Source organism: Acinetobacter sp. ABJ-A23_2 (genome assembly GCF_044538765.1).
GTDB classification, from domain to species: Bacteria; Pseudomonadota; Gammaproteobacteria; order Pseudomonadales; family Moraxellaceae; genus Acinetobacter; species Acinetobacter nosocomialis_A.
On the sequence record NZ_JBIUCP010000010.1, the window covers coordinates 1 to 16,861 of the forward strand.

Annotated in this window: 13 protein-coding genes; 5 read left to right on the plus strand and 8 right to left on the minus strand. The window is 39.8% G+C overall.

Going from position 1 to position 16,861, the window contains the following annotated elements; all coding sequences use genetic code 11:
- Positions 1-2: 2 nt before the first annotated feature.
- Positions 3-839, plus strand: coding sequence for a trehalose-phosphatase (gene otsB / locus ACH63V_RS05410; protein ID WP_396462939.1), 837 nt, complete (start codon positions 3-5; stop codon positions 837-839).
- On the plus strand, positions 827-2,257 hold the full coding sequence (locus ACH63V_RS05415; protein WP_396462940.1) for a trehalose-6-phosphate synthase: 1,431 nt from the start codon (positions 827-829) through the stop codon (positions 2,255-2,257). Before otsB ends, ACH63V_RS05415 begins: the two co-directional genes overlap by 13 nt.
- Before the next feature lie 66 nt (positions 2,258-2,323).
- On the opposite strand, the gene ACH63V_RS05420 is transcribed toward ACH63V_RS05415, so the two are convergent.
- The 7 genes from ACH63V_RS05420 to ACH63V_RS05450 form a co-directional block, all read right to left on the minus strand.
- Positions 2,324-3,517, minus strand: coding sequence for an MFS transporter (locus ACH63V_RS05420; protein WP_396462962.1), 1,194 nt, complete (start codon positions 3,515-3,517; stop codon positions 2,324-2,326).
- A gap of 293 nt (positions 3,518-3,810) precedes the next feature.
- Positions 3,811-4,275: a bacterioferritin gene (bfr, locus tag ACH63V_RS05425; protein WP_001214863.1), complete on the minus strand. Its 465-nt coding sequence runs from the start codon at positions 4,273-4,275 to the stop codon at positions 3,811-3,813.
- A gap of 254 nt (positions 4,276-4,529) precedes the next feature.
- Complete coding sequence (gene ligA / locus ACH63V_RS05430; protein WP_396462941.1) at positions 4,530-6,566, minus strand: NAD-dependent DNA ligase LigA; 2,037 nt, start codon at positions 6,564-6,566, stop codon at positions 4,530-4,532.
- Positions 6,567-6,660: 94 nt separating this feature from the next.
- A complete protein-coding gene (locus ACH63V_RS05435; RefSeq protein ID WP_396462942.1) occupies positions 6,661-7,692 on the minus strand; it encodes a cell division protein ZipA C-terminal FtsZ-binding domain-containing protein in 1,032 nt (343 codons plus the stop codon).
- Between the two features lies 1 nt (position 7,693).
- Positions 7,694-11,143, minus strand: a complete 3,450-nt coding sequence (gene smc / locus ACH63V_RS05440; protein WP_396462943.1) for a chromosome segregation protein SMC — start codon at positions 11,141-11,143, stop codon at positions 7,694-7,696.
- A gap of 10 nt (positions 11,144-11,153) precedes the next feature.
- The gene (locus tag ACH63V_RS05445; RefSeq protein WP_022575884.1) at positions 11,154-11,849 is read right to left on the minus strand and encodes a GntR family transcriptional regulator; all 696 of its coding nucleotides are present in this window, start codon (positions 11,847-11,849) and stop codon (positions 11,154-11,156) included.
- 253 nt (positions 11,850-12,102) lie between these two features.
- Entirely contained in the window at positions 12,103-12,906 is an 804-nt protein-coding gene (locus ACH63V_RS05450; RefSeq protein ID WP_022575885.1) for a sulfite exporter TauE/SafE family protein, read from the minus strand.
- 30 nt (positions 12,907-12,936) lie between these two features.
- On the opposite strand from ACH63V_RS05450, the gene ACH63V_RS05455 reads away from it, so the two are divergent.
- Positions 12,937-13,689 (plus strand): biotin--[acetyl-CoA-carboxylase] ligase, encoded by a 753-nt coding sequence (locus tag ACH63V_RS05455; RefSeq protein WP_004888550.1) that lies wholly within the window; start codon positions 12,937-12,939, stop codon positions 13,687-13,689.
- Between the two features lie 15 nt (positions 13,690-13,704).
- Complete coding sequence (locus ACH63V_RS05460; protein WP_005129512.1) at positions 13,705-14,439, plus strand: pantothenate kinase; 735 nt, start codon at positions 13,705-13,707, stop codon at positions 14,437-14,439.
- 49 nt (positions 14,440-14,488) lie between these two features.
- Here the strand turns inward: ACH63V_RS05460 and ffh are convergent, their stop codons facing one another.
- Entirely contained in the window at positions 14,489-15,898 is a 1,410-nt protein-coding gene (ffh, locus tag ACH63V_RS05465; protein WP_000460622.1) for a signal recognition particle protein, read from the minus strand.
- 140 nt (positions 15,899-16,038) lie between these two features.
- Here ffh and ACH63V_RS05470 point away from each other — a divergent pair, with 140 nt between their 5' ends.
- Positions 16,039-16,848, plus strand: coding sequence for an inner membrane protein YpjD (locus ACH63V_RS05470; protein ID WP_000624644.1), 810 nt, complete (start codon positions 16,039-16,041; stop codon positions 16,846-16,848).
- The last annotated feature ends 13 nt before the right edge of the window (positions 16,849-16,861 follow it).

Below are 16,861 nucleotides of genomic sequence, written 5' to 3' on the forward strand. Positions count from 1 at the left end.
GTATAATATCTGATGGGAGAGAAAAAGATACATATTTTGTTACACCTAGTGGTATTATAAATACCTTACCTTCAGATAAAAATTATTGTTTATTTCTGGATATTGATGGAACATTAGCTCCATTTCAAATTCATCCTGAACATAGTTTTATTCCGAATACGACATTAGAAGTTATAAAAAAAATTATTGAATTAAATATACCAGTGATTGCTGTAACAGGTCGTGATGTTGAAACGGCTAGTAAGCTGCTTCAGTCTATTGAAGTTCCTATAGCTGGGCTACATGGTTTAGATATTTATTTTGACTCTAGCACTTATATTCGCCCAGATTTAAGTGATATTAATTTTAATAAATTAAAAGAAGATATTATAAAATCTTGTGAAAAATATCCCGATTTATTAATTGAGGATAAAGGATATTCTATTGCTTTACATTATCGAAAAAATCCAGAATTAGAAAATAATGCAACTTATATTATGCAACAGATTAAATATTTTCATCCTCAACTAAAATTAAATAGAGGAAAATTTGTAGTTGAATTAGTACCTAAGCAGGCAGATAAAGGTAAAGCAATTCAAACTATATTAAAGCATCTTAATTTACCGTTAATTCATCCGATATTTATAGGAGATGATTTAACAGATGAATCGGGTTTCACCTTTATTAATCAACAATTTGGCACTTCAATTAAAGTAGGTTCTGGTGAAACAGAAGCTCAATATAGATTAAAAGATATTAACAGCGTTTCTAATTTTCTTTTTTTCTTTCTCGAAAAAATAAAAAAGTTATACGTCAAAAATAGTCAAGATCAGAATGGAGAACAAATATGTCTAAATTAATCGTGTTATCGAATCGAATAAGTATGCCATCAGGTAAAGCTTCAGCAGGTGGCCTTGCAGTAGCTGTACAAGACGCATTAAATGACAGTAACGGCATTTGGTTAGGCTGGAATGGTGAGCAAATTACCGATACTGAAGCGCCTGAGTTCGATCAGGCATATTCTCATGGGATTGACTACATTACCTGCCCTCTTACACATCAGCAATATGCGCAGTACTACTGTGGTTTTGCTAACAAAGTTTTATGGCCTGCCATGCATGATCGAGATGATCTGATCGAATATGATGCTGAAGAATATAAGACTTACCAAAGGGTTAATCGTTTATTTGCTGAAAAATTAAAGCAAATTGCCCAGCCGGATGATGTTATTTGGGTACATGACTACCACTTTTTTAGTGTAGCCTGTCATTGCCGCGAATTAGGAATGCAAAATAAAATCGGTTTCTTTTTGCATATTCCTTTTGCAAGCCTAAATATTTGGCGCAAAATTCCAGTTGCACTACAGTTAGTACAAGACCTTTGCCAATATGATGTGGTTGGTCTACAGACTCAAGCTGATCAAAACACCTGTATGCAAACCTGTATGGGCTTACTTGAAGCTCAAAAAATACTAAGCGACCGAATCAGTTATAAAAAACGTCAGGTGTTGATTAAGTCCTATCCTATTGGTGTACAACCAGAACTTATTCAACGTCAAGCACAACAGGCATTTCATACCCCATATGTATTTAACTTTGAAGATATTCCACGTCAAAAAACTATTATCGGGGTTGATCGGATTGATTATTCAAAAGGTCTGCTTGAGCGTTTCAATGCATTTGCGACCTTCTTGGAAACTAATCCTGAATATCATGGACTGGTACGTCACCTTCAAGTTGCAACGCCTTCACGTACTGATATTCCAGCTTACCAACGTTTATACCAACGTTTTAAAACCAAACTAGAGCTGATTAATGAAGAGTTTGCACACGAAGACTGGCGTCCAATTGATTGCTGTTACGACACTGTTCAACATGACAGTCTAATGCATATTTATCGTCGTTCTGACATTTGCTGGATTAGCTCATTACGTGATGGTATGAATTTGGTCGCAAAAGAATATATTGCGGCTCAAGATCCAGAGAATCCCGGTGTGCTGATTTTATCTAAATATGCTGGTGCTGCTGAACAAATGACTCAGGCCTTGATTGTTGACCCATTGGATCGAGCAGCCATGATGGATACTCTAAAAACCGCTCTAGAGATGTCTAAAGCAGAACGTATTAATCGTTATGAACAATTGATAGAAGGTTTGGCAGCCACCGACTTGAGTGATTGGCGAAATACTTTCTTGAAGGATTTAGAAAATGCTCCGACTTTCAATAAGTCTAAGTTGTCATTACAAGATAAGTATCAACCTACTTATCATGTCTTATAGTGATTTAAGCTTATAGAACATCGAGAAGTTTTTCTCGATGTTCTTTCGGCGGCAAGTTGGCTTAAGTTACCTTGCCTTCACAAGGGTAAAGCGATTGAGTATAGCAATCATAGTTAATAAAACCGCTACACCTGACAGCACTGTGGTTAGGCTGGTCCACTGACCAATTAAACCGATTAAAGCTGGACCACTTAATGAGCCAGTGTAAGCAATGGTTGAAACCAAAGAAAGCGCTGCTGCTTTAGGCATATCATTTTGACGGCCAACACGAGAAAACATGACAGGCACAATGTTAGAGCAGCCTAAACCTAAAAGTGCGTAACCTAATACCACGACCTGCCAAACAGGCGCCATCACAATAGTGACCATAGCAAGAGCTGCAACAATTGCACTATACGTCACAATGGTTTTCTCGCCCCATTGTTTTAACAAGAGATGTCCTGCAAAACGACCACTTGTCATACTAAGTGCAAAGAATGTATAAGCCAGCCCCGCAAAAGCAGGATTAAGCTGATATTTACTGGTCAAATAAATACCCCCCCAGTCCATTGCTGCACCTTCTGACAAAAAGGCAATAAAACACATCATCCCAATTAAGAGGATAGTACCATTCGGACGCGAAGATTTTTTCGGTGCGTCAGTTATTTCTGCTGCACCTTGTTCATCTTGCTCAAAGGTTGTTAAAGCAGATGGAATAGCAACAAAACTAACAGCCAATAAAATCATGACCACCGACAGCGTACTCATGAGTGGTGAAAGACCAATTGCCAGTAGTGCAGTAACAAGCATGGCACCTATTAAACCACCAAGGCTACACATACCATGGAAACTGGACATGAGTGCACGTAAGCTGTTCTTTTCCACCACAACTGCTTGTAAATTTATAGCAACGCCAAGACTACCTGCTGCCGTACCAAAAATAAATAACGCCACCGCCATCGATACAAGACTATGCCAGATCGTCAAACTTGGTAGTAATACTGTTAAAAGTATAGTCGCCACAGCAATTAAAGGACGACATCCCCAACGCTTAACTAAAGCCCCTGTCGCAGGCATAGCAATCATTGAGCCGATTCCCATACAAAGCAGCAATAAACCAAAATTTGCATGATTCAGGTTTAAACGTTGCTGTGCATAAGGAATGAGTGGTGCCCAAGCAGATATCGCAAAGCCCAAGCTAAAAAAGCTAAGACGAGTTGCTAATCGTTGTGTGCTTAAGAGAGTAGCTGTATCTAAAACAGCAGGTTTGGAAAATAACATATACGCGAAGCTCACCATAAAACCATTGGCGATCCATACCAACCGATTCCCCATAGAAAAACCCCTGCCTTATTAAGTTTCAGGCAAGGGTTTTTGTTGGCGAAATTATATCCAATTCCACAAAAAAAACATGGGGTCTGATACAATTTTTCTGACTTTTTTGTAACTGCCAAAGCCTTATATAGTAAGGCTTTGAATATATTCAATTTGACAATATTAACGTCTAAGGAATGACTTCATTTTATTAAAATGAGTGAATAAAAAACCCAGCTTAAGCTGGGTTTTTCAAATCATTAAATTTGAGACTGAATATAATTTTGTAGGCCAATCAGTTCAATTAAACGCAACTGTTTTTCAAGCCAATAAGTATGGTCTTCTTCGGTATCTGATAATTGTTGACGTAACATGTCACGACTAATGTAGTCGCCTTTTTCTTCACAAAGTTTAATACCTGTCGCTAATTTTTCACGCACATGATATTCAAGTGCTAAATCAGCTTTTAAGCAAGATACAACGTCTGTACCAACATTGATATCTTCACGGTGCATGTTTGGTTTGGCACCTAAAAATAATACACGACGAATAATTGCATCGGCATGAGAAGCTTCTTCTTGCATCTCATGGTCAATACGCTCATAAATCTTGTTTAGACCCCAGTCTTCATACATACGGGAATGGATTAAATATTGATCACGGGCAGCCAACTCTCCGCCAATGAGCATATTTAAATAGTCTATGACTTCTGGATTGCCACGCATAATAAATCTCCTATCGTATGAGTCTATTATGGGCAAACTTAAAAGTGATTGCAAAATAAAAAATAGTTAAGTTTATGATTTTTATCAAATTAAAATGAGAAACATACGCATTTGCAGTTTAAGTTATTTAAATTTCCTCTGCAAAAAGAAACGCTTGTCCGATTTATAGGCTCAAACAAGCGTTCAAATATGGCATAAACCATCAATTTATAAATTTGTAACTAAAATCAATGGTTCTTATTTCGCTAAGTCTTTTAGCTCAAAGTCTGCCCATAACCCGCCATGAGTGATAAGAAGTCTGTTTCGTTCATGACAGGAATACCTAATTTCGCTGCTTTTTCTAGTTTTGAACCAGCCTTTTCACCCGCAACCACACATTTAGTTTTACTCGATACACTACCACTTACACGCGCACCTAATGCTTGGAGCATTTGAGTCGCCTGATCACGCGTCATTTGCTCTAATGTACCTGTAAGTACCCAGCTTTCGCCATTTAATGGCTGACGTGTTGGCGCAGTTGGTGCATCCCAATGAATACCCGCAGCAATTAAACGATCAAGTACTTCAATGTTATGCGGTGCCAAGAAGAAATCAGCAATCCATTCAGCAGTAATATCGCCTACATCTGGGGTTTTCTTCAAAGCTTCAATATCAGCAGCTTTAAGGGCCTCTAATGTCTGGAATGTATTGGCTAACATTCTAGCTGTTGTTTCACCTACCCCGCGAATACCTAAGGCATAAATAAAACGCGCTAGCGTTGTTTTCTTACTAGCTTCAATCGCATCTATTAAGTTCTGTACTGACTTTTCTCCCATTTTTTCGATGCCCAAGAGAGTTTCTCTGTGTTCATGCAAATGGTAAATATCAGCAACATCTTTGAGTAAATCGAGGTGTAATAAAGACTCAACCCAACGATCCCCCAAACCTTCAATATCCAGAGCTTTACGCGATACGAAGTGACGAATAGCCTCAATACGCTGTGCAGCACAATATAAACCACCAGAGCAACGTGCAAGAGCCTCCCCCTCAGGCATAACCACTGGAGAAGCACATACTGGACAGTTTTCAGGTAAATGAACTATTTCTGCTTCAGCGGGACGGAACTCTGGCCAAACTTTTTCTACTTTAGGAATAACGTCGCCCGTACGATAAACACTTACCGTATCTCCAACGCGTACATCTAGACGATGAATTTCACCAATATTATGCAAAGTCACATTAGAAACAGTCACACCACCCACAAAAACAGGGTTTAAGCGTGCTACAGGGGTTAAAGTCCCTGTACGGCCTACTTGCCAGTCAATCTGCTCAACAGTGGTCAGTGCGGCTTGCGCAGGGAATTTATAAGCAGTTGCCCAGCGTGGTTCACGGCTTAAGAAACCAAGTTGCTGTTGCTGTTTAAGGTCATCGACCTTTACGACCATGCCATCAATTTCAACTTGTAGGTTTGGACGTTCTTGCTGAATTTGTTCGTAGCGCTGTTGTACTTCTTGAATTGAGTTACACAAGTACTGACGTTCAGCAATTTGGAAGCCAAGTTCCGTTAACCACTGCAAACTATCATGCATGGTCGTTAAGTTATGATTTGGCTCACACTGCGCAATACCATACGCATAAAATGCTAAAGGTCGGCTAGCAGCAATATTTGGGTCAAGTTGTCTTAAACTTCCTGCTGCTGCGTTTCGAGGGTTAGCAAAGGTTTTCTCGCCTTTTGCTTCTTGGTCGGCATTGAGTTTTTCAAAACCAGACTTTGGCATGAGTACTTCGCCACGAACTTCAAGCAAACGTGGAATTTCGTACTTTTCTGAATGTAAAACTTTAGGTAAGTTACGAATGGTTTTAACATTTTGCGTAATGTCTTCGCCCGTTTCACCATCACCACGGGTTACACCACGAACCAATACCCCATTTTCATACCATAGTGAAATTGCAAGACCATCGAGTTTTAACTCAACTTCATATTGTACTTTTTGATTTGGTAGTCGCTCTTCTACACGGCGTGCAAATGCAAATAAATCTTCTTGGTTAAATACGTTGCCAAGTGAAAGCATTGGTACCACATGAGTCACGCTTTCAAACTTTGAAAGCGCTTGTCCACCTACTTTCGTTGTTGGTGAGTCAGCTTGTACAAGTTCAGGATATTGCTCTTCTAAAGCTTTTAGCTGATGAAATAAATGATCGTATTCACTGTCCGAGATTGTCGGCTGATCCATGACATAGTAGGCATGGTTATGCTTTGCAATCAGTTGAATAAGCTGACGCATCTGTTCGATCACGGAAGTTATTGCCATTATGTTATTCACCATAAAAAAGGGTGGAAATTTCTCCACCCTGAGCTGCGACTAGATATGTTGCAATTATCGCAACCTATACAAAAAATTTAAACTAGGCTGTTGCCTGTGCAGGACGATAATCAATCACATGATGACGCCAATGTTCTTTTAACTGTGGCGTAAACTCAAGGTTATTTTCATCATAAACCTTACCATCAATTTCACGAGCAATAAGACCTGCAATACTGGTCATCATGTCAAAACCAGTAACTGCTTTACTGTTTGGAAGTGCAAGGAAAAATGCCAAGCCTTGAACTTGTTCCGCAGATAAAGTTTCCAAATCAAAACCAGCTGGACCGTTATCTGTCATACGAAGTACAGAGAACATGAGTGCACTTGGTTCATCGGTATTTTCATAACGGTGGAAACAAGACATTTCACCGTAACGTAGACCGTATTTTAAAAGTACTTTCAGTGCTTTATCGCCCGATAACGCACGGCGCGGATTTGGATAAACATTTAGTGCAATAATCTGCTCAGCCATTGCTAACGCACTTTCATCGTCAAAACGCTGTTGCTCATGCAAATGTACATCCAGAATATTACTTTCACCTTCAAACTCGGCAATTTCAGCCGTTTCAATATTCGGATTTAAGCTTAATTCAGGTTCTGCTTTAGAATGCTCTTCTGCCACTTTTTCTTCTGATGAGCTTGTAGCTTCTGTTGCAGCAGAAACGGTATCAGTTAACTCAACTGAACTATTTTTACTTACAGTTGGACTAACAGTATTTTCTTCAGCTTTAACTTCTTCTACTGGAGTATTTTCAACGGGTGCTTGTGTCTGGTCTGTTTGAGTTTGTGAAGCTAGTTCTACTTCTTTTGTTTCCTGTTCTTTTGGCTGCGCCTGCTCGCTTAAAGTCGGTTCTACACGTTCAGCAACGGTTGCTGATGCTACAGCTGCCTCTGCCTGTTCAAGTTGATCTCGTACATGACGAGGAATAACCGGTTGATTACTTTCAGGATTAATATGTAAATCACTGTCTAGCGAGGGTTCAGCATGGTTCGGCTTTTTTAAAATCATTCTTAAGCCAACTAGCATGATAATAATGGCAACAACGATGCCAATAATCGTATTGATTTCCATTCTATGACTCCGAAACTAACCCGTATTCTTTTGCCTGTTCTAAATTGACAGTGACTAATTTTGATGTGCCCGGTTCAGGCATGGTTACACCCAACAAGTCAGTTGCCATGGTCATCGCCAGCTTATTATGTGTAATGTAAATGAATTGTACATGTTCAGAAAGCTCTTTTACCAAATTACAATATCTCTGTACATTCGCATCATCGAGTGGTGCGTCCACTTCATCGAGTACACAAAACGGTGCTGGGTTTAACCTGAAAATGGCAAATACTAATGCTAACGCCGTTAACGCTTTTTCTCCACCGGAAAGTAATGCTAGAGAACTATTTTTCTTTCCAGGTGGTCTCGCCATGAGCTTAACCCCAGATTGCCAGTCATCTTCCAGACTTAAACTTGCCTCACCACCATTAAAAACCTTTGGAAATAAGTTTTGCAACTCTTGATTAATTTGGTCAAAAGTTGTCATAAACAGCTTACGGGTTTCTTGGTCAATGCTTTTCATCGCATCTTTTAACTGAGTTACCGTATTTTCCAAGTCTTGAATTTGGTGGCTCAACTCATCAAAACGCTGAGAAACTTCTTCAAACTCTTGTGAGGCTGCCAAGTTAACCGCACCGATTTTTTCAAACTGCTTTTGTACCTTTTCCAGTTTTTGCTGGTGCTCGGTTAAATCTATTTTCAAGCCCGTTTGAAGTTCGGCATTTAACTCTTTTAACTGCTCTTGATAGTGCTCGCGGTCTGATTTAGCTGCTTGCCATGCTAAACGTTTGGCTTCAAGCTGCTCTCTGAGTTTTTCATCTTGCTGTTGGTACTGATGGCGTTGGTCTGTGAGTGTTTGTTGCTTCTCTTGCACACTATTAAGCTCAAGCTGCCAATCATTCCACGTCTTTTGCAACTTTTCAGTCTGAGCAAATTGTTGTTGAAATTCCGACTCAAGGTTTGGTAGCTCTAACTGAATAGGGTCAACAAACTTTTTCGCCTGTTCCATTTGAGCTGCAATTTGTTGATATTGACTCTGCAAGAATGAAATATCTTTTTCAAGCAGCTCGATTTGTTGAGTTGTCTGCGTACTGTTCCGACGTAAAATCTCGCGTTCTTGCTGCTGCTGTTGCAAGACTTGTTGCTGTTCTTCGAGTTGTTCTGTTAGCTCTTCTACTCGAAATTGCAAAGTTTTATAGTCAGGTAAAATAGTTTCTAGCTTCATCGCAAGCGCATGCAAATCAATTTCAAGATCGTCTTTTTGCATTGCATCTTCTTCAAGCTGCATGTCTAACTGAGCTAACTGATCTTTCAATTGCTGTTTTTGCAGTAAAAATGCTTGTGCCGCAGTTTGCTGTTTAGCAATTTGCACGTCTAGCTGCTGCAAGTCTTTTTGTTTTTGTTTAATAACCTGTTGTTTCTGCTGTAAGTCAGCTTGTACCTGTGCAAGTTTTTCTTTTTGCTGAAGCACAGTTTCGTCTAATGCTTGTAGTTCAGGTTGCTGCTTTTGAAGAACTTGTTCAATTTCATCTAGACGAATACGATGACTGAGCATACCTTGCGCACTTTGACTTTCGTCATCATACATAAGAGCAATCACCCAATCCTGCCCGACATGATAGCCATCTAAGGTCAAGATAGACTGGCCATGTTGTAGTTGCTTTTGCTCATTTAAAGCATCAGATAAATTTTGCGCAATCGCTACATTTGAAAATATTGAAAGTTGTGGTGACGCAATCCAGTCATTTAAACAGGCCAAATTTCCTTTAAATTTGCTTGTTTGTTCTGACGGTTTTAACTGGCGAGCAATTCCTTCCTGAAAGACTTGTTCGGTTTCAACAATATGTGCCTGCAACCATTTTGCTAAAAACTTTTCAACAATCTGCGCGTGTGGCTTACCCTGCTCCGTTAACTCTAGAGCCTGCATTAAACGTAGCGTATCTTGGTTTTGCTTTGGACTTTGTTTAGCAACAAGCTGGCTTAAGTTTTTCTGCTCAGATAATAAAACCTGTATTTCTGTTTTCAGTGTTTGTTGCTGATTTTTAGTTGCCTGATGCGCTTGTTGAGACTGTTCAATCTGTTGCGCATACTGCTCAATTTCAGCCTCTAACGTTGAGATTTCACGACCAAGCTGCTGTTGCAGTTGCTCAAGCTCGCCTTGTTCATCTTCGTGTACTTGCGATTGAATCTGACTTGCCTGATGTTGCAGCGTTTCTTTTTGCTGCTCAATGCGCTGAACATTTTTGCCTAGCTGCTCAATTTGCGCAGACATTTGCATTTTTTGCTGCTGTTGTTTTTCAACCTGAGCTTTTACTTGTTCAAACTGTTGCTGTTCTTGACGCTGCTGTGCTTGTAAACCAGCAAAGTTTTGTTCTGCTTCGGCTGCAGTATGTTCAACCGTCTTTAAAGCTTCAGTTTGTTCTTCTAACTGATTATTCAGTGTTTCAAGCTGTAGCTCGGAAAGTTGTAAACGCTCTTTCGTCTGAGCTTTTTGCTGTTCTAATTGAACCAGTGTCGTACTATTTTGCTGAAATAAACTCTGTTTTTGTTCTAGAGTCATTTTTAGTTCAGACAGTTTCTTTTCAGCTTGCTGCCACTCTTGTTGTAATGGTGAAGATTGCTGAATGAGTCGCTGAAACAAAGCACTGGTAGATTCTAAATCATGTTCAATTGTACTTAGCTCAGAGCGAACTAACTTAAAAGTTTCGCCCAGTTCATTCATTTGAACTGTATATTCTTCTTGTAGGCGTACACTTTTATCTGCCTGAAAAGACAAAATTTCAATTTTTAGGGTACGAATCTGGCTTTCTAAGGTTTTATATTGAACCGCAGCTTCTGACTGGCGTTTTAGCGTTTTAAGCTGTGATTTTAACTCAAGCGCAATATCTTCTAAACGTGAAAGGTTTTGCTCAGTATGTTCAAGGTGCTGCAAGGTTTCGCGGCGACGCGCCTGATAACGAGACACACCCGCTGCTTCTTCAATGAAAATACGCATTTCTTCAGGCTTGGCATCAACCAAACGATTAATCATGCCCTGTTCAATGACAGCATAAGAGCGTGGCCCTAAACCCGTTCCCAAGAAAATGTCGGTAATATCACGGCGACGGCAACGTGTACCATTTAAGAAATATTCAGATTTACCTTCACGAGTCACCTGACGACGAACAGCGAGCTCATTATAAGCGTTATAAGCTCCACCCAATTTGCCGTAGGTATTGTCAAAACGCAGTTCTACACTGGCAACACCCACTGGCTTACGTTTGGATGTTCCGGTAAAAATAACATCTTGCATGCTACCACCACGCAGCTGACGAGCATTTGACTCACCCATCACCCAGCGGATCGCATCAATAACATTGGATTTGCCACAACCATTTGGACCAACCACTGCTGTGCGGTTCGCCTTGAAATTTAAAGTTGTACTATCTGCAAAAGATTTAAAGCCGGAAAGTTTTAAACTGCTTAAACGCATAATGCCCTAACTAACGGCGTGAGCGTCTTGCCCAAGCCAATTCAATCTGTTTCATTCGTGTCAGCGATTCCAACACAAGGTTACGTAAGTGTCGACAAAAATCTTCCATAAATAAAGCGGCTTGTTGTGATTTTCGGATCAAAATTGCATCAGTCACGAGTTTAAATAATGCAAACGCTTCTTGCAGTTCTCTTTTAGAAGTATTTAGGGTCAAAAAATAACTACGACGTAAAGAAGGTAATAATTCTTTATAAAACTTCATTAAGTAAGGATTACCGACCATATCTTGCTGTTCAGCCAGATATTGGAAAATGGCATCGTAGAATTTTTCGATATCACCTGCTTTTACATGCTCAAGAAGTTGTTCTAATAAGAGCTGTAATTGATCAGCTTCGTGCGCACGCCATGTTTCACTGATACGTTGTACAATATGTCCTAATAGCATCACGTTTGTATCAAACAGTGCTTTCACTTGTTGTGCAGACATTTCTGAGACAATTGCGCCCCGACGCGGAAAAATTTCAATTAAATGCGTACGTTCAAGTAATAATAATGCTTCACGAACCGATCCCCTGCTTACATCAAGCTCTTTCGCAATACGAAGCTCTTGTATGCGTTCGCCTTCGACCAATTCGCCGCTAATAATCTGTTCGCTAATATATTTTACAATTTGCTCAGAAAGACTTTCTGTCTCTTCGAGATTCATAAATCACCCGCTACTTTTTATATGCATTAATCCATGCTTTTCTTTCGCATCCTTGTTTTTAACTGATCCCATCCATTAAAAACTATGTCATTGTCTGACAATTTTATTGCATTTTAAGCCAACCCGCCCAAAATCCATACAGAAATCGGATGAAAAAACTTATCTTTAGTCTGTTTAAATCTTCAAATAAAAAAAGCTTAAACCATATGAGTCTAAGCTTCTTTTTCTATATTTTTCTAAATGAATATGCTTTTTAATTCATAAAACCTTTATAAATAAAGTAACTGCCAACTACCACGAGCAAACAAGCAAAGCATTTTTTCAACATTTGTGGTGATAAAGCATGCGCAACCTTAGCCCCAAGTTTAGCCGTCACAAAACTCATGACACTAATGCCAATAAACGCATAGATGTGCACATAACCAATCGTGTTAGGTACAGAGATGTGCTCTTTAGCACCAAACCACATAAAGCCAATAGCGCCCGCTACAGCAATAGGTAAACCACAAGCGGCAGAAGTCGCGACTGCTTTTTGCATGACCACACCATGACGGTTTAAATACGGAACAGTTAAGCTACCGCCTCCAATACCAAAAATTGCAGAGGCAATACCAATGCCACCACCTGCCATAAATTGCATAGGTGTTGAAGGAAGCTGACGCGTTGGGTCAACAACCACATTTGCGCCTTTAAACATGCGATAGGCCATCACAACGGCAAAGACACCAATAAGAAGCTGTAAATGCTGACCAGACATCAAATCAGCAATACCCGCCCCTAAGAATGAACCAATCACCAGCCCAGGTGCTAAATTACGAAAAACAGGCCAGAGGACTGCACCTTTTTTATGATGGGCAGAAACTGAACTAAACGACGTCACAATAATGGTTGCAAGCGATGTTCCGACTGCAATATGCATGATTACCGCAGGGTCATAGTGCAACTGGGTAAAAACGACATAGAGGATTGGTACAATAATTAGTCCACCACCAACCCCAAACAATCCGGCAGTAAAACCAGCAATTGCGCCAATGAGTAAATATATGATTAACTCCATAAATGTTTTACCACTCTGCTCATATTCAACATGGATTTAGAGACTCGCCAACTACAACAACTTTTAAGCGCAAAAAACCAGCTTCCAGAAGTGGTTTTATTAAAAGCAACCACAACTTCGACCAATGATGATATTCGTGAAATTGCCCAAAAAGGCATTACAACAGGCTTGGTTTGCAGTGCTCAACAAACTCAAGGGCGAGGTCAACATCAACGGCAGTGGATTTCACCTGAAGGAAACATTTATTTAAGCACATTGGTGCAAACTCGAACACCCTTAGATGGTCGCTTAGCACTTGAAGTTGCTCTAAATATTTTGCAAATCCCGCAGTTGCAAGCTTTGAGCTTGCAAGTGAAATGGCCAAATGATTTGTATAGTGCGCATGGGAAATGGGGGGGAATTTTGGTCGAACCACTTTCTCAGCATCAGGCTATTGTAGGCGTAGGGATTAATTTAAAAACACCACCAGTGACTGATAGTGACCAGCCAATCACCTCTTTAGAAGATTTAGGTCTAGAACAAATGAGTCGTCTTGAACTCATCTCAGAACTCTACGTTGCAATTCAAAATGCAGCTCGCTGGTTTGATCATGGTTGTTATAACTTAGCAGGTCGTTTTAACCATCATGCAGCTTGGTTGAATCAGTTAGTTCAATTCGAACATAGTCAGGGACTGGTTCATGGGCGTTTTGTTGGAATATCTAATGAAGGTGCAGTAATTCTTGAAACTCCAGAACCACAGCAGTTTTATCAAGGTCGTTTAAGACCACAATCAACTCAGTAATCAGGTATTTTCCCCATGAAAAGTTTATGGCTTGATATCGGAAACACCCGTTTAAAATACTGGATTACTGAAAATCAGCAAATTATTGAACATGCAGCTGAGTTACATTTGCAGTCACCTGCCGATTTATTACTTGGATTAATCCAACACTTTAAACATCAAGGTCTGCATCGAATTGGCATTTCTTCAGTACTCGATACTGAAAACAACCAACGTATTCAGCAGATTTTAAAATGGCTTGAAATCCCTGTTGTTTTTGCCAAAGTCCATTCGGAATATGCAGGCCTACAATGTGGCTATGAAGTACCGAGTCAGCTCGGGATTGACCGCTGGTTACAAGTACTTGCAGTTGCGGAGGAACAAGAAAACTATTGCATTATTGGTTGCGGAACAGCGCTTACCATTGATTTAACCAAAGGCAAACAGCATTTAGGCGGTTATATTCTGCCAAACCTTTATTTACAGCGTGATGCGCTGATTCAGAATACCAAAGGTATTAAAATTCCCGATTCGGCTTTTGATAATCTAAACCCGGGTAATAACACAGTCGATGCAGTACACCACGGTATTTTGTTAGGCCTGATTAGTACAATTGAAAGCATCATGCAGCAATCTCCTAAAAAGCTGCTCCTCACAGGTGGAGATGCTCCTCTTTTTGCTAAATTTCTACAGAAATACCAGCCAACTGTTGAAAAAGATCTTTTGCTTAAAGGGCTACAACAATATATTGCTCATTATCCTAAAGACTAAAATACAGAACAAAATAAAAGGCGCTCTAGGCGCCTTTTATTTTATGGTTTTATTTCTTTTGGTCGTTGTTACCAAACAGTGGTCCCATACCGCCGCCACCGCCAAATTGTTTTTGCATATTGCCTAATGAACGCATCATTTTGCTCATACCAGATGGATTCGCAAACTTCTTCATCATTTTAGCCATTTGCGCTTGTTGCTTAATGAGTTTATTCACTTCAGCAACATCCATACCACAACCTGCCGCAATACGTTTTTTACGACTTGGGTTCATCAGGTCTGGGTTACGGCGTTCTTTAACAGTCATTGACTGGATAATAGCTTCCATCTTTTTGACTTGTTTTTCAGGGTTCGCTTGCTCAATCGCTTGCTGAATTCCCGCGCCGCTCATGCCAGGCAACTTGTCTAAGAAGCCCATCATGCCGCCCATTTTTTTCATTTGTTCAAATTGCATCAGCATATCTTCAAAGTTGAAGCTACCGCCTTTTTGCAATTTTTTCGCCATTTTTTCGGCTTTTTCTTTGTCGATTTTTCGTTCAACTTCTTCGACTAAAGAAAGTACGTCACCCATACCTAAAATACGTTGAGCAACACGATCCGGATGGAATGGCTCCAAGGCATCAAGCTTTTCACCCATACCTAAGAACTTGATTGGCTTACCTGTAATAGCACGTACAGAAAGTGCCGCACCACCACGCGCATCACCATCAGTTTTAGTAAGAATCACACCTGTAAGTGCTAATGCATCATTAAAGGCTTTAGCAGTATTTGCAGCATCCTGACCTGTCATGGCATCAACCACGAACAAAGTTTCTGTCGGCTTAACTGCTGCATGTAACTCTTTAATTTCGTCCATCATGTCTTCATCGACATGCAAACGACCCGCTGTATCGACAATCAACACATCAGCAAACTGGATTTTTGCCTGCTCAATTGCACGATTAACAATATCAATTGGCTTTTCTGATGGATCTGATGGAATAAAGCCTGCACCAACTTCTGCTGATACAGTTTCTAACTGTTTGATCGCTGCCGGACGGTAAACGTCGGCAGAAACGGTCATTACTTTTTTCTTTTGACGTTCTTTTAAGAAACGTGCCAGCTTGGCAGCAGTTGTCGTTTTACCTGCACCTTGTAAACCAGCAAGCAATACAACAACTGGAGGCTTAGCACTTAAATCCAGTGTTTCATTTGCCTCACCCATCATCTTGGTGAGTTCGTCATAGACAATTTTTACAAATGCCTGGCCTGGAGATAACTGGGTCATCACTTCTTGGCCCAATGCCTCTTCCTTAACTTTCGCGATAAATTCACGAGTTACAGGTAACGCGACATCGGCTTCAAGAAGAGCCATACGTACTTCACGTAAGGTATCTTTAATATTGTCTTCGGTCAGCTGCCCTGAGCCAGTAACATTTCTTAAACTCTGCGTGAGTCGTTCTGTTAAGGTATCAAACATTGCAAAATCCGCTTAAAATGGCTAGTTGCAAAAAAATCTTTCTCGAAATAGAAAATTTATGCATAGAATGCTATAGGATACTTTAGTTCGCAGCGAATTTATATCTTATCTAGATGAATTAATCCTGAAAAAGGTTTGACATGATTAGCCTCCCCTTGGTTTACACAATTTTGGCACTCATCGCATATACCACTTCTTTCTGGTATCTGTTCATACGTTTAATGTCAAAACGTGAACCAAACCCATGGTTATTTGCTCTTGTTACGACCTTAGCACTGCTACTGCACGGCACAGTTTTATGCCATGCCATGCTGACGCCTTTAGGAATTAACTATGATGTTTTTAATTTAGTCTCTTTTACATCATGGCTTATGTTGTTGTTAAGTTTAATTTTTAGTACTTTTCGTCCAATTGTACCTTTAAACTTACTTGGTATTCCTGTAGCGGCTATTGGCCTTATTTTAGGTTTTGCATTTAGTAAACCAAATCAGTTTATTGAGCAGCATTCATTAGGCCTAGATACTCATATTATTCTTTCACTTTCTGCCTATGCAGTTTTACTGATGGCAACCATACATGCAATCTTGATATGGTTCCAAAATCGTGAACTCAAAAAGAAACAAAAAAAACGTTTTTGGGTCAACTTACTCCCGCCTATTCAGGCCATGGAGTCATTGTTATTTGACTTAATCATTACTGGTTTTATTTTATTAACCATTGCTCTGGCATTTGGCTTCTTAACAGTTGATAGCTTCTTTGCTCAGCATCTCGCTCATAAAACCGTATTTAGTATTATTTCATGGATTATTTATGGTTCATTACTCATTGGCCATTACAAACTCGGATGGCGAGGTCAAAAAGCGATTCGTTTTACCCTCATTGGTTTTGCCCTTTTAGCGATTGGTTTTATTGGCAGTAAATTTGTACTCGAAATGATATTAGGCCGATAAAACAATTAAAATT

Coding starts and splice junctions, on each gene's coding strand:
- ACH63V_RS05415 (WP_396462940.1), top strand. CDS start 827: ATGTCTAAATTAATCGTGTTATCGAATCGAATAAGTATGCCATCAGGT.
- ACH63V_RS05420 (WP_396462962.1), bottom strand. CDS start 3,517: ATGTTATTTTCCAAACCTGCTGTTTTAGATACAGCTACTCTCTTAAGC.
- bfr (WP_001214863.1), bottom strand. CDS start 4,275: ATGCGTGGCAATCCAGAAGTCATAGACTATTTAAATATGCTCATTGGC.
- ligA (WP_396462941.1), bottom strand. CDS start 6,566: ATGGCAATAACTTCCGTGATCGAACAGATGCGTCAGCTTATTCAACTG.
- ACH63V_RS05435 (WP_396462942.1), bottom strand. CDS start 7,692: ATGGAAATCAATACGATTATTGGCATCGTTGTTGCCATTATTATCATG.
- smc (WP_396462943.1), bottom strand. CDS start 11,143: ATGCGTTTAAGCAGTTTAAAACTTTCCGGCTTTAAATCTTTTGCAGAT.
- ACH63V_RS05445 (WP_022575884.1), bottom strand. CDS start 11,849: ATGAATCTCGAAGAGACAGAAAGTCTTTCTGAGCAAATTGTAAAATAT.
- ACH63V_RS05450 (WP_022575885.1), bottom strand. CDS start 12,906: ATGGAGTTAATCATATATTTACTCATTGGCGCAATTGCTGGTTTTACT.
- ACH63V_RS05455 (WP_004888550.1), top strand. CDS start 12,937: ATGGATTTAGAGACTCGCCAACTACAACAACTTTTAAGCGCAAAAAAC.
- ACH63V_RS05460 (WP_005129512.1), top strand. CDS start 13,705: ATGAAAAGTTTATGGCTTGATATCGGAAACACCCGTTTAAAATACTGG.
- ffh (WP_000460622.1), bottom strand. CDS start 15,898: ATGTTTGATACCTTAACAGAACGACTCACGCAGAGTTTAAGAAATGTT.
- ACH63V_RS05470 (WP_000624644.1), top strand. CDS start 16,039: ATGATTAGCCTCCCCTTGGTTTACACAATTTTGGCACTCATCGCATAT.